The organism is Pseudomonas sp. (assembly GCF_002796985.1).
In the GTDB taxonomy this organism is placed as follows: domain Bacteria; phylum Pseudomonadota; class Gammaproteobacteria; order Pseudomonadales; family Pseudomonadaceae; genus Pseudomonas.
The window spans coordinates 82,088-99,119 of the sequence record NZ_PEKX01000020.1 but is presented as its reverse complement, the minus strand read 5'-3'; the positions used below and the strand labels follow the sequence as shown (position 1 = coordinate 99,119).

General features: G+C 64.7%; 19 protein-coding genes. 6 read left to right on the top strand and 13 right to left on the bottom strand.

The annotated features are described in order from the left end of the window. Positions 1-78: 78 nt before the first annotated feature. A complete protein-coding gene (gene ureE / locus CTR55_RS22850; protein WP_296289632.1) occupies positions 79-579 on the bottom strand; it encodes an urease accessory protein UreE in 501 nt (166 codons plus the stop codon). Between the two features lie 380 nt (positions 580-959). Continuing rightward, positions 960-1,595: a TetR family transcriptional regulator gene (locus CTR55_RS22845; RefSeq protein ID WP_296289631.1), complete on the bottom strand. Its 636-nt coding sequence runs from the start codon at positions 1,593-1,595 to the stop codon at positions 960-962. 166 nt (positions 1,596-1,761) lie between these two features. On the opposite strand from CTR55_RS22845, the gene CTR55_RS22840 reads away from it, so the two are divergent. After that, the gene (locus tag CTR55_RS22840) at positions 1,762-2,862 is read left to right on the top strand and encodes a ferredoxin reductase (protein WP_296289629.1); all 1,101 of its coding nucleotides are present in this window, start codon (positions 1,762-1,764) and stop codon (positions 2,860-2,862) included. Between the two features lie 11 nt (positions 2,863-2,873). Then, positions 2,874-3,956: a fatty acid desaturase gene (locus CTR55_RS22835; RefSeq protein WP_296289628.1), complete on the top strand. Its 1,083-nt coding sequence runs from the start codon at positions 2,874-2,876 to the stop codon at positions 3,954-3,956. 6 nt (positions 3,957-3,962) lie between these two features. Here the strand turns inward: CTR55_RS22835 and CTR55_RS22830 are convergent, their stop codons facing one another. Together CTR55_RS22830 and CTR55_RS22825 are read right to left on the bottom strand one after the other, a co-directional pair. Further along, positions 3,963-4,178, bottom strand: a complete 216-nt coding sequence (locus CTR55_RS22830) for a hypothetical protein (RefSeq protein WP_296289626.1) — start codon at positions 4,176-4,178, stop codon at positions 3,963-3,965. 112 nt (positions 4,179-4,290) lie between these two features. Continuing rightward, positions 4,291-4,530, bottom strand: a complete 240-nt coding sequence (locus tag CTR55_RS22825) for a DUF6868 family protein (RefSeq protein ID WP_296289624.1) — start codon at positions 4,528-4,530, stop codon at positions 4,291-4,293. A gap of 219 nt (positions 4,531-4,749) precedes the next feature. Between CTR55_RS22825 and CTR55_RS22820 the strand changes: the two genes are divergently transcribed. Beyond that, entirely contained in the window at positions 4,750-6,060 is a 1,311-nt protein-coding gene (locus tag CTR55_RS22820) for an MFS transporter (RefSeq protein WP_296289622.1), read from the top strand. An 82-nt stretch (positions 6,061-6,142) separates the two neighbouring features. Here CTR55_RS22820 and CTR55_RS22815 read toward each other — a convergent pair whose 3' ends face one another. Both CTR55_RS22815 and CTR55_RS22810 read right to left on the bottom strand, forming a co-directional pair. Continuing rightward, entirely contained in the window at positions 6,143-6,586 is a 444-nt protein-coding gene (locus CTR55_RS22815) for a phage infection protein (RefSeq protein WP_296289621.1), read from the bottom strand. A 331-nt stretch (positions 6,587-6,917) separates the two neighbouring features. Beyond that, a complete protein-coding gene (locus CTR55_RS22810; protein WP_296289620.1) occupies positions 6,918-7,529 on the bottom strand; it encodes a hypothetical protein in 612 nt (203 codons plus the stop codon). A 529-nt stretch (positions 7,530-8,058) separates the two neighbouring features. Between CTR55_RS22810 and CTR55_RS22805 the strand changes: the two genes are divergently transcribed. Next, positions 8,059-10,164: an AsmA family protein gene (locus CTR55_RS22805; RefSeq protein ID WP_296289618.1), complete on the top strand. Its 2,106-nt coding sequence runs from the start codon at positions 8,059-8,061 to the stop codon at positions 10,162-10,164. A 272-nt stretch (positions 10,165-10,436) separates the two neighbouring features. Here the strand turns inward: CTR55_RS22805 and CTR55_RS22800 are convergent, their stop codons facing one another. The 4 genes from CTR55_RS22800 to CTR55_RS22785 all read right to left on the bottom strand — a co-directional run bounded on the left by CTR55_RS22800 (position 10,437) and on the right by CTR55_RS22785 (position 13,029). Next, positions 10,437-10,892: a GyrI-like domain-containing protein gene (locus CTR55_RS22800; protein WP_296289617.1), complete on the bottom strand. Its 456-nt coding sequence runs from the start codon at positions 10,890-10,892 to the stop codon at positions 10,437-10,439. Positions 10,893-11,033: 141 nt separating this feature from the next. Beyond that, positions 11,034-11,378, bottom strand: coding sequence for an osmotically-inducible lipoprotein OsmE (osmE, locus tag CTR55_RS22795; protein ID WP_296289616.1), 345 nt, complete (start codon positions 11,376-11,378; stop codon positions 11,034-11,036). Between the two features lie 96 nt (positions 11,379-11,474). Further along, positions 11,475-11,693, bottom strand: coding sequence for a hypothetical protein (locus CTR55_RS22790; RefSeq protein ID WP_296289615.1), 219 nt, complete (start codon positions 11,691-11,693; stop codon positions 11,475-11,477). 70 nt (positions 11,694-11,763) lie between these two features. Then, positions 11,764-13,029, bottom strand: coding sequence for an Hsp70 family protein (locus CTR55_RS22785; RefSeq protein ID WP_296289613.1), 1,266 nt, complete (start codon positions 13,027-13,029; stop codon positions 11,764-11,766). 208 nt (positions 13,030-13,237) lie between these two features. Here CTR55_RS22785 and CTR55_RS22780 point away from each other — a divergent pair, with 208 nt between their 5' ends. Further along, complete coding sequence (locus CTR55_RS22780; protein WP_296289611.1) at positions 13,238-14,101, top strand: oxaloacetate decarboxylase; 864 nt, start codon at positions 13,238-13,240, stop codon at positions 14,099-14,101. A gap of 30 nt (positions 14,102-14,131) precedes the next feature. Here the strand turns inward: CTR55_RS22780 and CTR55_RS22775 are convergent, their stop codons facing one another. Then, positions 14,132-14,359, bottom strand: a complete 228-nt coding sequence (locus CTR55_RS22775) for a hypothetical protein (protein WP_296289609.1) — start codon at positions 14,357-14,359, stop codon at positions 14,132-14,134. An 87-nt stretch (positions 14,360-14,446) separates the two neighbouring features. On the opposite strand from CTR55_RS22775, the gene CTR55_RS22770 reads away from it, so the two are divergent. Beyond that, positions 14,447-14,713 (top strand): DksA/TraR family C4-type zinc finger protein, encoded by a 267-nt coding sequence (locus tag CTR55_RS22770; RefSeq protein ID WP_296289606.1) that lies wholly within the window; start codon positions 14,447-14,449, stop codon positions 14,711-14,713. Positions 14,714-14,854: 141 nt separating this feature from the next. Here the strand turns inward: CTR55_RS22770 and CTR55_RS22765 are convergent, their stop codons facing one another. Together CTR55_RS22765 and ureC are read right to left on the bottom strand one after the other, a co-directional pair. Further along, on the bottom strand, positions 14,855-15,181 hold the full coding sequence (locus CTR55_RS22765) for a hypothetical protein (protein ID WP_296289603.1): 327 nt from the start codon (positions 15,179-15,181) through the stop codon (positions 14,855-14,857). Positions 15,182-15,310: 129 nt separating this feature from the next. Continuing rightward, positions 15,311-17,011 (bottom strand): urease subunit alpha, encoded by a 1,701-nt coding sequence (gene ureC / locus CTR55_RS22760; protein ID WP_296289602.1) that lies wholly within the window; start codon positions 17,009-17,011, stop codon positions 15,311-15,313. Between the last annotated feature and the right edge of the window lie 21 nt (positions 17,012-17,032).

Here is a 17,032-nt window from a genome sequence, read left to right as displayed (position 1 = left end):
GCAGGATTGCGCCCTCTCCCTTCGGAGCGGGGCGCGCAGCCAGGGTTGGGGAGAGGGCGTTGACCCAGCGCGCGATGCTCACAACCGCACCCCGAACTGGTGCAGCTTCGGCGCGTAATTGAAGGCTTCGTCGCCATGGTGCGAGTGGTGATGCCCGCCGCCATAGGCGCCGTGCTCCGGCTGGAACGGCGCTTCGATGGCTTCCACTGTGGCGCCGAGCTGGTCGAGCATGGCCTTGAGCACGTAGTCGTCGAGCAGGCGCAGCCAGCCTTCGCCGACCTGCAGGGCGACGTGGCGGTTGCCCAGGTGATAGGCGGCGCGGTTCAGTTCGCGGGCATTGGTGCAGGTGACGTGGAGGAGCTTCTCCGGCGCGGCGCAGACGCGCACCACGCGGCCATCGTTGGCCAGCAGGTACTCGCCATCGGTCAGCGGCGACTGGCCGCGTTCGAGGAACAGGCCGACGTCTTCACCATCACGGGTGAAGCAGCGCAGGCGGCTCTTGCTACGCGCTTCGTAGTTCAGGCGCAGCTCGGCGTCCCAGTGTTCGCGGGGTTCGATTCGTTGGTGGATGACCAGCATGGCAGCGTCCGGCAGTAGCAATGGCGGTGCTACAGCAAGGGGCTTGCCAGTGCGGGGCCGCGTCAGTGCCGGCGCGGGCTGGAGCGGTTGTCTGAACGGTCAGCAATGGTGCGTGCGCGCAACGATGGTGCGCACGATTACGGTGCGCACCAAGGCGGGGCGAAGTTGAATCGTAGGAGCGGACTTTGTCCGCGATGGGGTGGCATGGCACCGAATGTTCGGTCGGAGCGGGGGCGAATCGATCGCGGACAGAGTCCGCTCCTACGTCAGCCTGCATACACGCGGCTCAGTGCGTAGGGCGCATAAACCGGAACGGGTTATCCGCCATTTCGGCGCATAACGCCTGGGGCGTTATGCGCCCTACGTTTCGTGGGAAGTCGTCAGGGCCGCGAGCCGATCCCGCTCCAGTGCTTGGCGCCGATCATGATGAAGCGCAACTGCTGGGTGACCTTGGCCTCGGGCGAGAGGTGGGTCGGCAGCGTATCGGCTGGTGCGTCGATCAGTTCGGGCAGGGTGGCGAACACTGTCTTCACCACCAGGTCGGCGATCACGTCCAGGTCCTGGATGTTGAGATGCGGCAGCTTGTTGAGCAGCGCAAGGTCGGCGGCGAGGTCGTCGGTGATGCGCTGGCGCAGCGCGCCCACGGCCTGGCGGATCGGGTGCGAGCCGCCGTATTGCTCGCGGGCGAGGAAGAGGAACTGGGTGCGGTTGGCGGTGACGGCATCGAGGAAGATGCGCACCGAGGCCTCGATCACGCCGCCCAGCTCGAACTCGTTGCGGCGCACCACGCGCAGGGTCTGGCGGAAGGTCTCGTCGACGTCGGCGACCAGCGCCAGGCCCAGTTGGTCCATGTCGGTGAAGTGCCGGTAGAAGCCCGCCGGGACGATGCCGGCGGTCTTCGCCACTTCGCGCAGGCTCAGGCTGCCGAAGCCACGGCCGCTGTCCATCAGGCTTCGCGCGGCATCCATCAGGGCCAGGCGAGTCTGTTGTTTCTGTTCGGCGCGGGGAGTGGACATACGGCGATGCGATCCAGGGCGAAGGCAAGGGCAAAGGCGCAGGCACTCTAACAAATGCCGGTCGGCACCGGGGAAGTTCCGAAGCAATACAGTGAACACATGTTGACTGAAAAGTCTTGCTCGTGAGATTTTAAGTGAACACGTGTTTACTGTTTGGTGTTCGTCCATGTCTCTGCTTCCCTTTGCCGGCCTGCGCTTCCTCTCGCCGCTGTTGTCACCGCTTCGCGCCCTGGTGCGCGGCCAGTGGCTGCGCGAGTCGGATGTCGATGCCGTGCTGCGTGCCTGCAACCGTGGCTGGTCGCTGCGGCGCGTGTTCGCGCGGGTCGAGGCGCGGCAGTGGGTGGCGGACGACATGCTCGAACTGCGCCTGCGCCCCAATGCGCACTGGCGTGGCGCGCGGCCCGGCCAGCACCTGCAACTGTTCGTCGAGCGCGACGGCGTGCGCCATAGCCGCAGCTACAGCCTGACTCGCATTGCCGAGGATGGCTGCCTGGAGTTCGCCGTGAAGCTGCAGCCGGGCGGGCGAATTTCCTCCTTCCTGCTGCAGCAACTGTGCGTCGGCGAAGTGCTGGAGCTGGGCCAGCCCGACGGCGACCTGAGCTGGCCGACTGACGACCAGGGCGTACTGCTGCTCGCCGCCGGCAGTGGCCTGACGCCCTTGCTCGGCCTGCTGCGCGAGGCGCTGGCGCGCGGCTACAGCGGCCCGGTGACGCTGCTGCATTACGTCCGCGAGCGCGGCCAGAAGGCTTTCGTCGTCGGCCTCGAAGCGCTGGCGCGGCAATACCCGAATCTCGAACTGCGCTGGGCGCTGAGCGGTGATGCGGCGCTGGATGGTGAGTTGTCCGGGCGCTTCCAGCTCGATCATGTGGCCGACCTGGATGGCCGCCACGTGCTGGCCTGTGGTCCCGGTGGCTTCGTCGAAACCGTGCGCCAGGCGCTGGGCGCGAGCAGCCGCAGCCTGCAGGTGGAAAGCTTCAGTCCGCCAGCCTGGGACGGCAGCGCGCCGGCCACAACGGTGAACCTCAGCTTCGCCCGCAGCGCGCTGCAGGTGACGGGCGATAGCCGCCGCAGCCTGCTGGAGCAGGCCGAATCCCATGGCCTGCGCCCGGTGCACGGTTGTCGCCAGGGCGTTTGCACCCGTTGCACTTGCACGCTGGTCAGTGGCTGCGTGCGCGACCTGCGCAGCGGCGAGCTGTTCAGCGAGCCGGGCCAGCCCATCCGCATCTGCGTCAGCGCGCCCCAGGGCGACCTGACCGTCGATCTCTGATCTTCAGGAGAATGTCCATGCGCGAAGATCGCGACCTCAGCGCCGCCGAACTGGCGGCCTTCGGTGCCGAACTGGACGCTCTGCGCCAGCGCACCCTGCATGACCTGGGCGAGAAAGACGCCCGCTACATCCGCCGTATCCGCGCGGCGGTGCGCTTCTGCTGCTGGAGCGGCCGCGTGCTGCTGATGGCCGGCTGGTTCCCGCCGACCTGGCTGCTGGGCACCTTCCTGCTTGGGCTGGGCAAGATCCTGGAGAACATGGAGCTGGGCCATAACGTCATGCATGGCCAGTACGACTGGATGAACGACCCGGAATTCTCCGGGCGCAGCTACGAGTGGGACATCGTCGGCCCCGCGGACTTCTGGCGGCACACGCACAACCATGTGCACCACACCTACACCAACGTGCTGGGCATGGACGATGACGTGGGCTATGGCGTGGTGCGGCTGTTCCCCGAGCAGAAGTGGAAGCCCTTCTACCGCTGGCAGCCGTTGTGGGTGACGATCCAGGCGCTGCTGTTCCAGTACGCGGTGGCCGTGCAGCACCTGCGCCTGGACAAGTACCTGAAGGGCCGGATGAGCAAGGAAGAACTGCGCCCGCTGCTGCGCCAGTTCAACGCCAAGGTCGGGCGCCAGTGGCTGAAGGACTACCTGGTGTTCCCGCTGCTCGGCCTGTTCACCGGTGCATTCGGCGCGGTACTGCTGGGCAACGTCATCGCCAACCTGATGCGCAACCTGTGGACCTTTACCGTGATCTTCTGCGGCCACTTCACCGAGAAGGCGGCGGTATTCCCGCCCGAGGTGGTGCAGGGCGAGACGCGCGGCCACTGGTACCTGCGCCAGCTGCGCGGGTCGAGCAACCTGGAAGGTGGCCCGCTGTTCCACATCCTCACCGGCAACCTCAGCCACCAGATCGAGCACCACCTCTATCCGGACCTGCCGGCGCGCCGCTATGCGCAACTGTCGAAGGACGTGCAGGCGATTGCCACGCGCTACGGCCAGACCTACAACAGCGGCCGCCTGTCGGCGCAGTTCGCCACGGTGCTCAAGCGCATCTGGATCCATCGCCGGCCGACACAGCCGGCGATCGCCTGAGGCGAATCAGGCGCGGCGGGTCATCGGCGAGGCGATCTCCTCACGCAGGGCGCGCAGCTCGGCGGCGTCCTGGTTGAGGTGGTGGATGGACTTGAGCAGCTTCTGTCGGAGCAGGTCATCCTGGACCTGTTCGACCGCCCGCATGACTTCCAGGGCCGTGGCTTCGTTGTTGGCGGCGACGGCATCAAGGGTCTTTCGCAGGCTGCGGGTTGCGTGGTTCATGTGGGTGTTCTCCTGAAAACTGCACGCACCCTACGACCCGAGTATTTCCAATAAATTTCAACAAGTTGCTTTCCGATCGGCGGTCATGATGTCGCACCAGTGGCGCATCGATTCAGGAAAGCATGCAAAGCGCCAGCAGTGGCACCAGGTTGAACAACAGCACGCCGATCTTGTAGACGGCCATGCCGCCGTAATGAATCGCGTCGAACTGCTCAACCGACAGGGCGAACCAGCGCGAATGCAGGCGGTAGACGAAGCCGTGGGCGAGGGTGAAGGCGGCGAACCAGACCAGCAGGACGACGTAGTTGATCAGCGTGCAGTAGAGCAGGAAGGGTTTCAGCTCGGGCAGCATGACAATTCTCCGGTCACATACTGCATTGGAGGCGCCGACGGGCCTCGGGTTTCATCGATTTGCCGGCGGGCGCGCGTCCGATAGCCGGCGCGCGGGCCGACGGCCATAATGCGCACCTGCCGCAAACCATGTGATCTTTGCCGCGCGACCGCTGTCCGATGTGCGGACGGCTAACCTTGCCGTAACACCCTCCTTCCTCATCTGCCTGCCGGACTCGCCATGTTCAGCCCGCTCGTCACGTTTCCCGCGCTCTATACCGCCACGCTGCTGATGCTCGCCGGCTCCGGCCTGTTCACCACCTACATGGGCCTGCGCCTGACCCAGGAAGGCGTCAGCGACCTCTGGGTCGGCGGCCTGATGGCGGCGTACTACTTCGGCCTGGTCTGCGGCGGCAAGTTCGGCCACAAGCTGATCGCCGGCTTCGGCCACATCCGCTCCTACGTGGCCTGTGCCGGCATGGCGACGGTGATCGTGCTGATCCACGCGCTGGTCTCGCAGCTGGAGGTCTGGGTGGTACTGCGCTTCGTGATGGGCGCGGTGATGATGAACCAGTACATGGTGATCGAGAGCTGGCTCAACGAGCAGGCCGAAGGGCACCAGCGCGGCAAGGTGTTCGCCGGCTACATGGTGGCGGTGGATGCCGGCCTGGTGGTCGGCCAGGGCCTGCTGGCGCTGAGCCCGGCGCTGGATTACAAGCCGCTGCTGCTGGTTGCCATCTGCTTCTCGTCCTGCCTGATCCCGCTGGCACTGACCCGTCGCGTCCACCCGGCCAAGCTGGTGGCGGCGCCGCTGGAGATCGGCTTCTTCTGGAAGCGCGTGCCGCAGTCGCTGGGCACCATCTTCGTCGCTGGCCTGATGGTCGGTGCGTTCTACGGCCTGGCCCCGGTGTACGCGGCGCGCAATGGCCTGGACACCGCGCAGTCGAGCCTCTTCGTCGGTATGTGCATCGTCGCCGGCTTCTGCGCGCAGTGGCCGCTGGGCTGGTTGTCGGACCGGGTGAATCGCAGTTGGCTGATCCGTGGCAACGCGTTGCTGCTGTGCATTGCCGCCGTGCCGATGTGGGGTTTCATCGAACTGCCGTACACGCTGTTGCTGCTGAACGGTTTCGTTACCGGCATGTTGCTGTTCACCCTGTACCCGCTGTCGGTGGCGCTGGCCAATGACCACGTCGAGCAATCGCGCCGCGTGGCGCTGTCGGCGATGCTGCTGACCACCTACGGTGTCGGCGCCTGTATCGGCCCGCTGTTCGCCGGCGCGATGATGCGCCACTTCGGCCCGGGCATGTTCTACGTGCTGGTGTCGGCCTATGCGCTGATCCTGATCTTCTGGGTGCAACCCAAGCGCGTTACCGGCGTGCACCGCGTCGACGAGGCGCCGTTGCATCACGTGGCGATGCCCGACACCGTCAGCCCGATGGCCGCGGCGCTCGACCCGCGTGTGGACGAAGTACCGGAAGAACTGGTGGTGGAAGCGCCGGCGACCATCGGCCGCTCCGATGGCGAGCCCGATCAAGGCGAGCCCAGGAGTTAAGCGCGATCAGCTTCCCGCAGACATGAGAAAGCCCGGCAAATGCCGGGCTTTTCTTTCGCCTGAGCGGCGTATTTCGCTTGGATCAGGAAATACGCTTCAGGTGGGCATCGAACACGGTGTCACCACCGGACTCGGCGACCATGTTGCTGTGCAGCTTGTCGATGGTGTGCTCGGAGCCGTTCTCGGCTACGCGGACGTCTTCCATCTGCTTGTGCAGGCGGTCGATGGTGCGCTCGGAACCGTTGTCGGCAACGCGGGCGTCACCCATTTGCTTGTGCAGACGGTCGATGGTGCGCTCGGAGCCGTTGTCGGCGACGCGGGCGTCACCCATCTGCTTGTGCAGGCGGTCGATGGTGCGGTCGGAGCCATTTTCGGCAACACGGGCTTCAGCGCTCTTCTGCTGCAGTTGATGTTCGTGCTGCTGGGTGGCGCGCGGGCCGTTGTTGAGGATGGCCGGTGCGGCGAAGGCGGCGCTGGCGGTCATCAGGGAAGTGAGTGCAAGGCTGAGGGCGATCTGGCGTTTCATGTTGTGTGGCTCCGAAAGGGGGGCGGTTTGTTTTGGCTGCGGGTCTATTTTCCCTTCGGATAAATCGATTTAAAAACGATGCTGGGTAATACAGAGCATCAGTGTTGTCGATTATTTAGCCGGCTAATGTCTACTATCGCCGTCAATGATGTAACGACGAAAACCGCTCTAGGGCGGCCGTTCAAGGCGTGTTTCAGGAGGTTTCAGGCAAGACGCCGTTACAAATCACGGCTGGCCTGTTATCGATGGCGGGGTTTTGCGGATTTCCGGCGATAAGAAAGCCCGGCGGGGCCGGGCTTTTCTCTCACCTTGCGGTGTACTGCCTTGCGCGTTACGCCTTCAGGTGGGCGTCGAAGACGGTGTCGCCACCGGACTCGGCGACCCTGTTGCTGAGCGAGTGCAGCTGGTCGACGGTGTGCTCGGAACCGTTCTCGGCCACGTTCATCTCTTCGTGCAGACGGTCGATGCTCTTGCTTGAACCGTTTTCAGCCACGCCCAGTTGCTTGTGCAGGCGGTCGACAGTCTGGCTGGAGCCGTTTTCGGCAACGCTCATCTCGCTGTGCAGGCGGTCGATGGTCTTGCTCGAACCGTTTTCAGCCACGCCCAGTTGCTTGTGCAGGCGGTCGACAGTCTGGCTGGAGCCATTTTCGGCAACGCTCATCTCGCTGTGCAGGCGGTCGATGGTTTTGCTCGAACCGTTCTCGGCCACGTTCATTTTCTGAATCAGGCGATCAACCGATTGGCTGGAGCCGTTCTCGGCGATACGGGCCTTGGCGGCGTCCAGTTGTTTGCGCTGTTGATCCAGGGTGCGTTCGGCGCCGTCCTGGACCAGCACCTGATTCTGGCTGGCGTTGATGACCGGGGAATCCTGCAGGGAGCCGGCGAAAGTGGCATTGGCAGCAAGTACGGAGAGGGCAAAGCCAAGTACGAGGGTGCGTTTCATGATGCGGCTCCAGAAAGAGTGGGGAGTTCGTTGGACACGGACTCAGTATCTGTTCTGGATTATCGATTGAAAAACGATGCTGGGAGATAGTCGCTATCGATGCCGATGATTGTTGAATAGTTCTTTTAAAATCATATATTTATTTATGTAAATTGACTTCTATCAATGCCTTCGATGAGCGTTATCGGCGTGATTGGTAGTATCTTATTAATCGATATGTTTGTGGCTCAAGTGCGGCGCGGAGGCTCTGGGGCGAGGTTTAACGCATAGCGGCAGAGGCTGGGGACGCGATGTCCGGCCGGGGCCGGGTATCGAGGAAGGCCATGGGGAGGGAGGACTCCAGGTCCTGGAGCCTGTCGGCCATGACACCGGCGTGGTGCAGATTGCGGGAGCCATCACCCACTATGCTGGTCCAACTCATCAGGCCAAGGGAGAATGCCGGCCCGGCATGCTCAGGCGGCCGATGAATACCGGCAGCGGCGTGGGGACGTCGCTGCTGCCACCGACGCGGCCAGCAGGGAGTTCAGGTATGACGCGCGGGAAAAGAATCTGCCTCTGGAGCTTTACCGGTTTCATCGTGGTGATCGCCGCAGTGGTGGTGTTCATCGCCACCTTCGACTGGAACCGGGTGAAGCCGACGATCAACGAAAAGGTCTCGGCCGAACTGGGGCGCCCCTTCGCCATCAACGGCGACTTGCAAGTGTTCTGGCGTACCGAGCCCGAGGAAGGCGGCTGGCGCGCCTATGTGCCGTGGCCGCACTTCAGCGCCGCCGATATCACCCTGGGCAACCCCGAGTGGGCGGCCGGCAAGACGCGCTCGCCACTCTCAAGCAGGAACCTGTTCGCGAGCCTGGAGAAGGTCGAGTTCCGCCTCGCGCCGCTGCCGCTGCTGTGGCAGACCGTGAACATCCCGCAGATCGTCCTCACCCGCCCCAGCGCCGATTTGCTGCGACTCGCGGATGGGCGTGCGACCTGGACCTTCGAGCTGCCTAAGAAGGAGGAAGACCCCGGCGCCCCGCCCGAGCAGTCGTCATGGAAGCTGGATATCGGCGAGATCGGCTTCGACAAGGGCAGCGTCACCCTCAATGACCAGCGCCTGAAGACCCGCCTGGAGCTGCTGGTGGACCCGCTCGGCAAGCCGGTGCCCTTCGGCCAACTGGCGGGCAAGGCGCTGGCCGGTGGCGACAAGGCCGAGACCCAGGACTACGTGTTCGGCTGGAAGCTCAAGGGCCAGTACAAGGGCCTGCCGCTCAATGGCTCGGGCAAGGTCGGTGGCATGCTCGCCCTGCAGGACGCCGCCAAGCCCTTCCCGGTGCAGGCCGACGTTTCCGCCGGCAGCACTCGCGCGAGCATCGTCGGTACGCTGACCGACCCGCTGAACCTCGGCGCGCTGGACCTGCGCCTGAAGCTGGCCGGCACCAGCATGGCCAATCTCTTCCCGCTCACTGGCGTCACCCTGCCCGATACCCCGGCCTACGAGACCGATGGCCGCCTCAAGGCCGAGCTGCACGATCCGGCGGGCGCGCAGTTCCACTACGAGAACTTCAACGGCAAGGTCGGTGACAGCGATCTGCATGGCGACCTGGTCTTCGTCAATCGCCAGCCGCGCCCCAAACTCTCCGGCAAGCTGCGCTCGGAGCAGCTGCGCATGGCCGACCTCGGCCCGCTGATCGGCGCCGACTCCAACCAGGAGAAGCAGGCGCGTGGCCAGAGCACCCGTCAGCCGGCAGACAAGGTGCTGCCGGTGGAGACGTTCCGCACCGACCGCTGGCGCGCAATGGACGCCGACGTGGAGTTCACCGGCAAGCGCATCGTGCACAGCGACAAGCTGCCGATCAGTGACCTCTATACCCACCTGGTGCTCAGCGACGGCCTGCTGACGCTGGAGCCGCTGCGCTTCGGCGTGGCGGGCGGCACGCTGGAGTCGCACATCCGCCTGGATGGCGGCAAGACGCCGCTGCAGAGCAAGGTCCAAATGCAGGCTCGCCGCTTCAAGCTCAAGGAGCTGTTCCCCAGCTTCGCGCCGATGCAGTCCAGCTTCGGTGAATTGAACGGTGACGCGGCCATCACCGGCACCGGCAATTCGGTGGCGACCATACTGGCTGGCGCCAACGGCGAGATGAAGCTGCTGATCAACGACGGCCGCATCAGCCGCAGCCTGATGGAGATCGCCGGGCTCAACGTGGGCAACTATGTAGTGAACAAGCTGTTCGGCGATGACGAGGTGAAGATCAACTGCGCTGCCGCCGATGTGGGCATCGCCAACGGTCTGGCCAAGCCGCGGGTGTTCGCCTTCGATACCGAGAACGCGATCATCACGGTGGACGGCACGGCCAACTTCGCCACCGAGCAGCTGGACCTGGACATCACTCCGCAGAGCAAGGGCGTGCGCATCTTCTCCCTGCGCTCGCCGCTCTATGTGCAGGGCACCTTCAAGAATCCCAAGGCTGGTGTGCATGTGCTGCCGCTGGCGGCGCGCGGTGCGGGGATGGTCGCTCTCGGCGTGGCAGTGGCCCCGGCGGCGGCGCTGCTGGCGCTGATCGCCCCGAGCAAGCAGGACGATAACCAGTGTGCCGCCCTGTTGGAGCAGATGAAGCAGCCGTCGAAGGCGCCGGTGCCGGGCAAGCGCAAGTAAAAGGTGGGTGAGTCTGTAGGAGATTCTATGTCTACCCCAGCGCCGGTCTCGCCGACGGGCCTCCAACGTAGGATGTGGTGGAGCGCAGCGATACCCATGCTGTCGGTGCACGGAATCGATGGGTATCGCTTCGCTCCACGCCATCCTACGACGTGTTTCTCCTGACGCTTGTGTGAAAGGCGACACCCTTCAATCAAACGCCGCAATCGCCTCCAGCTCGTGTAGTGCGTAAGGCGGATAACGCCTTAGGCGTTATGCGCCCTACCGGCTGATCAATAGATCGGCACGTACAGATCGGTTTCCGACGCCGGGTCCTGCGGGCCGAGGAAGCGCTCGGTGTAGCGCTCCAGGTCCACGCCTTTCTTCGGCTCCAGACCATACCGGGCCAGCAGGCTGGAATAGATGGCCTGGAAGCTGTCGGCGATGGCGGTGACCGGGCCGATGTGGGTGAACACCGCGTACTTCTGCGCGGGCACCTCGAAACTCAGCATGCCTTCGGGCACGGCAGCGCCGGCATCCACCGGCAGGCCGGCGATGTAGTGGAACTCACCGGCTGGCAGCTGCGTGCAGACGCCATAGGCGGTCTTGTCCTTGGCGCTGGCTGCGATTTCCTGCTCGCGCGGCAGGAAGCGCTGCCACAGTTGGCCGATGCTGTCGCCCGGCGCGCTGCCGCGGTAGTCCATGCCCACCACGTGGAAGGCGGGCAGTTCGATGATGCGGTATTTCATGGTCGGCTCCTGAGGTGGCTGCTGGGATGATAGACCGCTCGCGCCCGCCGGGATCAACCCCGGCGCAGGCCGGTGGCGTGGCGCCGAATGAGAAAGCCCCCGCCGGCGGGCGAGGGCTTTGTCGTCACGACTGGAGGGCCGTCACGGCTGCTCGTCGCGCTCGTGGCGATCCAGCTCGGAACAGGTCATGAAGCCCGAGCCGTCGACCTTGCCGCTGCTGTCGAAGCTCACGTAGAAGGGCTGTTGCTGCCCGTCCTTGCTGAGGATGTAACTGTTGCAGCTGCCCGGCTTCATCAGGCGCTTCTGGGTCGACGACGGCGTGCCGCCGATCTTCAGGACTTCTTCCTGGCTCATCCCCTTCTCGACGTTGCGCACCAGTGGCTGGTCGCGGAAGGTGATGTAGTTGACCGGGTTCTGCACCTTGGTGGAAGCGCAGCCCGCCACCGAGGCCAGTACCAAGAGTGCCAGCAGTGATCGCTTGTACATGGTGTTCTCCTTGGTTGAGCAACTCACTCGCTCAAGTTTGGGCCACCCGAGCGCGTCGACGTTCAAGAAATCGGTGTGTTGTGATGGCTGCCGCGGTTACTCGTTGGCCTTCAGCGCATCATCCAGGCGCTGTTGGCCCTGCACGTTGGCCGCGTCGACCTGCTGCTTGATCTGTTGCATCTGTTGCTGCGCCTGTTGTGCCTGCTGGGCTTGCAGGTTGGCGGTGGTGGCCGCGGTGGCGGCGGTTTCGCCCAGGCCGCAGGCGGAAAGCGCCGCGCAGAGGAGTAGCAGGCTGCTCAGTTGGAAGGGGCGCATGGCGGGCTCCGGACGAAAGGGGATACCGCCACACTAGCGCATGGCGGCCTCTTCGTCAGTGAGCGGTCGCTCAGCCGTAGCGCTTCATCGCTTCGATGGCCAGGCCGCTGCCGATGCCGCCGAAGCGGTCGCCGTCGACGTGGCGGGCGTTGGGCAGCATGGCCGCCACGCTCTGGCGCAGCGCCGGCACGCCGGAGGAGCCACCGGTGAAGAACACACTGTCGACCCGCGACGGATCCACGTCAGCGGAGTTCAGCAGCTCGCTGATGCTGCCGCGCACGCGCTCGAGCAGCGGGCCGATGGCGCCCTCGAACAGCTCGCGGCTCAGCTCGGCGACCAGGCCCGGCTGGACGCGCGTCAGGTCGATGTCGCGGCGCTCGCTGTCGGACAGCTCGATCTTGCTCGCTTCCACCTGCATCGCCAGCCAGTGGCCGGCGCGCTGCTCGATGAGCTTGAACAGGCGATCGATGCCGGTGGCGTCGACGATGTCGTAGCGCATGTTCTGCAGCGCCAGCTGGGACTTCTGCGCGTACACCGCGTTGATGGTGTGCCAGGTGGCGAGGTTGAGGTGGTAGCTGGTCGGCATGAAGGCGTCGCTCTTCATCTTGCTTCCGTAGCCGAACAGCGGCATCACGCCCTGGATGCTCAGCTGCTTGTCGAAGTCGGTACCGCCGATATGCACGCCGCCAGTGGCGAGGATGTCGCCCTGGCGGTCGGCCACTTCGCGGCGCTCGGGTGACAGGCGCACCAGCGAGAAGTCCGAGGTACCGCCGCCGATGTCGACGATCAGCACCAGCTCTTCACGCTGGATGCCGCGTTCGTAGTCGAAGGCTGCGGCGAGGGGCTCGTACTGGAAGGAGACGTCCTTGAAGCCGAGCTTGTGCGCCACGGCTACCAGGGTGTCCTGGGCTTCCTGGTCGGCCTTGGGGTCGTCGTCGACGAAGAACACCGGGCGGCCCAGCACCACGGAATCGAACTCGCGCTCGGCGACACCTTCGGCACGCTTCTTCAGCTCGCCGATGAACAGGCCGAGCAGGTCCTTGAACGGCATGGCGCTGCCCAGCACGGTGGTTTCGCTCTTCAGCAGCGAGGAGCCCAGCAGGCTTTTCAGCGAGCGCATCAGGCGGCCTTCGTAGCCTTCCAGGTATTCGTGCAGGGCCAGGCGGCCGTACACCGGACGGCGTTCCTCGACGTTGAAGAAGATCACCGAGGGCAGGGTGATCTTGTCGTCTTCCAGGGCGATCAGCGGTTCGGCGTCCGGGCGCCACCAGCCGACGGTGGAGTTGGAGGTGCCGAAGTCGATGCCCAGGGCGCGGGCCGCAGTGGTCGGGAACATGGTGCGCAGTGTCCGGAGAAAAAACGGCCGCGCAGTGTACGCGAGCGCTTTGGGAAAATCAGGGTATCCGTCGGGAAGCGATGGTGGCAAAGAGGGCTTGGGGAGTAGCTTGTAGTTTTGCTACATTGTGTTCCTGTAGTTTTCCTACAAGAGTTTCCTACTATCTGATTTCCGTTTTCCCACCCCGTATAAGCAGTTGGATCCCGCCATGCACAGAGCCTCCTTCCACGAATTGCGCAAGGATTTCCGCGCCTTACTGAATTCTTCAGCCTGCTATCACACCGCGTCGGTGTTCGATCCCATGTCGGCGCGCATTGCCGGCGATCTGGGCTTCGAAGTGGGTATCCTGGGCGGTTCTGTAGCTTCACTACAAGTTTTGGCGGCACCAGATTTCGCGCTGATCACCCTGAGCGAATTCGTCGAGCAGGCCACCCGCATCGGCCGCGTCGCCCGTCTGCCGGTGATCGCCGACGCCGACCACGGCTACGGCAATGCGCTGAATACCATGCGCACCATCGTCGAGCTGGAGCGTGCCGGCGTGGCCGCGCTGACCATCGAGGACACCCTGCTGCCGGCGCAGTTCGGCCGCAAGTCCACCGACCTGATCCCGGTCGAGGAAGGCGTCGGCAAGATCCGCGCGGCGCTGGAAGCGCGCATCGACGCGGAAATGGCGATCATCGCCCGCACCAACGCCGAAGTGCTGGAAGTGGACGACGTGATCCGCCGCACCCTGGCTTACCAGGCCGCCGGCGCCGACGGTATCTGCATGGTCGGCATCCGCGACTTCGACCACCTGGAAGTCATCTCGCGCCACCTGTCCGTGCCGCTGATGCTGGTGTCCTATGGCAACCCCGAACTGCGCGACGACGTGCGCCTGGCCGAGCTGGGCGTACGCATCGTGGTTGATGGTCATGCCGCTTACTTCGCCGCGATCAAGGCCACCTATGACTGCCTGCGCGAGCAGCGCGGCGTGCATGCTTCCGACCTGACCGCTTCGGAGCTGGCGAAGAAGTACACGCTGCCCGAGGAGTATCAGATCTGGGCGCGCGAATACATGGAAGTCAAAGAGTAGGACCGCCTGTTCTGTTCTGTCCTGTGCCGCTCAGCTATGCGGCAGATGTGCCAGCAGGTATTCGACCTGGGCATTGAACAGAGTGCCTTCGGGTTTCTCCGCCTTGCGCAGGTAGCTCCAGCGCGAGAGCAGGGAGTCCCGGCTGGCGCCGGCGGGTAGCGCCGCCAGGCGTTCGCCGGTCAGCGTCGCATCCCCCCGTTTTCCTTCCCCAGCAAGCGCCCACTGGCTCGCCGTGCCTCCAGCCGCGCCAGGACGCACTCGTCGCCTCCCGCGCCATCGCCCTTGCAATCGCCGCCAGGGCCCTGCATATCTTCAGGACAAGCGAATCATTCACGGGAGGTCGCCATGGCCAGCGGCTGGGCAAACGATGGGGCGGTTCAGGAACAGATCGACAGCACCATCGAGGACGCTATCGCTCGGGCGCGCAACCAGATGCCCAAGGGCGAGAGCCTGATCCATTGCGAGGAGTGTGACGCAGCGATTCCCGAAGCGCGGCGCAAGGCCATTCCCGGCGTGCGTCTGTGCGTGAACTGCCAGACCGAGCATGACAAGGAGCAGGCGGCCTATGCGGGCTACAACCGGCGTGGCAGCAAGGACAGCCAGCTGCGCTGAAGCGCTTGCACCTGACCTGAAAACGGCGCCCTGGGGCGCCGTTTTCGATTGTGCTTTCTGTGCGGGTCGAGCTGCGGGCATAGCCAGCGGCGCGGTGCAGGAGCCGGGCCTTGTGCGCCGCTCCAGAAAGCACGGTGGGCCTTACTTGTTCAGCTTGATCACGTCACCGGAAACGGTGGTGGTGTAGCCGTTCAGGACCCAGGCCCAGAACCATTTTTCCTGTACCTGGGTGTTGACCAGTGCATCACCGCCCTTGGCCTTGATCGCGGCATTCTGCGCGCGGACGAAGCGGTTGTTCTGCTGGATCGGGATGAAGCCCAGCAGCATGATCCCGGTGGCCTTGCCTTCGCTGTGACCGATCACGGTGTACTGCTCGGGGCTGTAGGTCTGGGTCTTCATCGGGGTGCCGGTGCAGCCGGCGATGATGGCAGTGGCCAGCAGGGTGGCGGCGATACGGGTGAACTTCACATGACTCTCCTGAGATACAACCCCCGGGACCCTTTCCCAGGGGGAGCGCAGGGTAGCCATCATTGCGCCACAACGGAAGCTGGCAATGCGTCGCGCCTCGGAGTGGGCGCTCTTCAGGTCAGGCGTTCTTCAGAAGAGGAAATAGCGCTGCGCCATCGGCAGCACGTCCGCCGGTTCGCACCACAGCAATTGCCCATCCGCGCGCACCTGGTAGTTCTGCGCATCGACTTCGATGTGCGGCAGGTAGGCGTTGTGGATCAGGTCGGTCTTCTGCACGTTGCGGCACCCCTTTACCACGCCGATGGCCTTGCGCAGGCCCAGTTCGTGGTGCACGCCAAGGTCGAACGCGGCCTGGCTGAGGAAGGTCAGGCAGGTGGCATGGCGGCTGCCACCGTAGCTTGCGAACATCGGCCGGTAGTGCACCGGCTGCGGCGTCGGGATCGACGCGTTGGCGTCGCCCATCAGGCTCGCGGCAATGGCGCCGCCCTTGAGGATCAGGCTTGGCTTCACGCCGAAGAAGGCCGGGCGCCAGAGCACCAGGTCGGCCAGTTTTCCCACTTCGATGCTGCCCACTTCATGGGCTACGCCGTGGGTGATCGCCGGGTTGATGGTGTACTTGGCGATGTAGCGCTTGGCGCGGAAGTTGTCGTTGCGCGCGCCGTCTCCGTCCAGCGCGCCGCGCTGCTTCTTCATCTTGTCGGCGGTCTGCCAGGTGCGCGTGATGACTTCGCCGACGCGGCCCATGGCCTGGCTGTCGGAGCTGATCATGCTGAAGGCGCCGAGGTCATGAAGGATGTCCTCGGCGGCGATGGTTTCGCGGCGGATGCGCGACTCGGCGAAGGCGACGTCTTCGGCGATGCTCGGGTCCAGGTGGTGGCAGACCATGAGCATGTCCAGGTGCTCGTCGATGGTGTTGCGGGTGAACGGCCGGGCCGGGTTGGTCGAGCTGGGCAGCACGTTGGCGAAGCCGCAGGCCTTGATGATGTCCGGCGCGTGGCCGCCACCGGCGCCCTCGGTGTGGTAGGTGTGGATGGTGCGGCCCTTGAACGCGGCCAGGGTGGTTTCGACGAAGCCGGATTCGTTGAGGGTGTCGGTGTGGATCGCCACCTGCACATCGAGGCGGTCGGCCACCGACAGGCAGTTGTCGATGGCTGCCGGAGTCGTGCCCCAGTCCTCGTGCAGCTTCAGGCCGATGGCGCCGGCGCGCACCTGTTCTTCCAGTGGCAGCGGCAGGCTGGCGTTGCCCTTGCCGGTGAAGCCGATGTTCATCGGGAAGGCATCGGCGGCCTGGAGCATGCGCGCCATGTGCCACGGGCCGGAGGTGCAGGTGGTGGCGTTGGTGCCGGTGGCCGGCCCGGTGCCGCCACCGATCATGGTGGTCACCCCGCTCATCAGTGCTTCTTCGATCTGCTGTGGGCAGATGAAATGGATGTGCGTGTCGATGCCGCCGGCGGTGAGGATCATGCCTTCGCCGGCGATCACTTCGGTGCTGGCGCCCAGGGCGATGGTCACGCCGGGCTGGATGTCCGGGTTGCCGGCCTTGCCGATGGCGGCGATGCGCCCGTGCTTGAGGCCGACGTCGGCCTTGACGATGCCCCAGTGGTCGAGGATCAGCGCGTTGGTGATCACCGTGTCGACGACCTGCGCGGCGCACCGCTGGCTCTGGCCCATGCCGTCGCGGATGACCTTGCCGCCGCCGAATTTCACTTCTTCGCCGTAGGTGGTGAAATCCTTCTCCACCTCGATCCACAGGTCGGTATCGGCCAGGCGCACGCGGTCGCCGACGGTGGGGCCGAACATGTCGGCGTAGGCTTGTCTGCTGATTTTCATCCAGCGCTCCTTGGCTGTTTT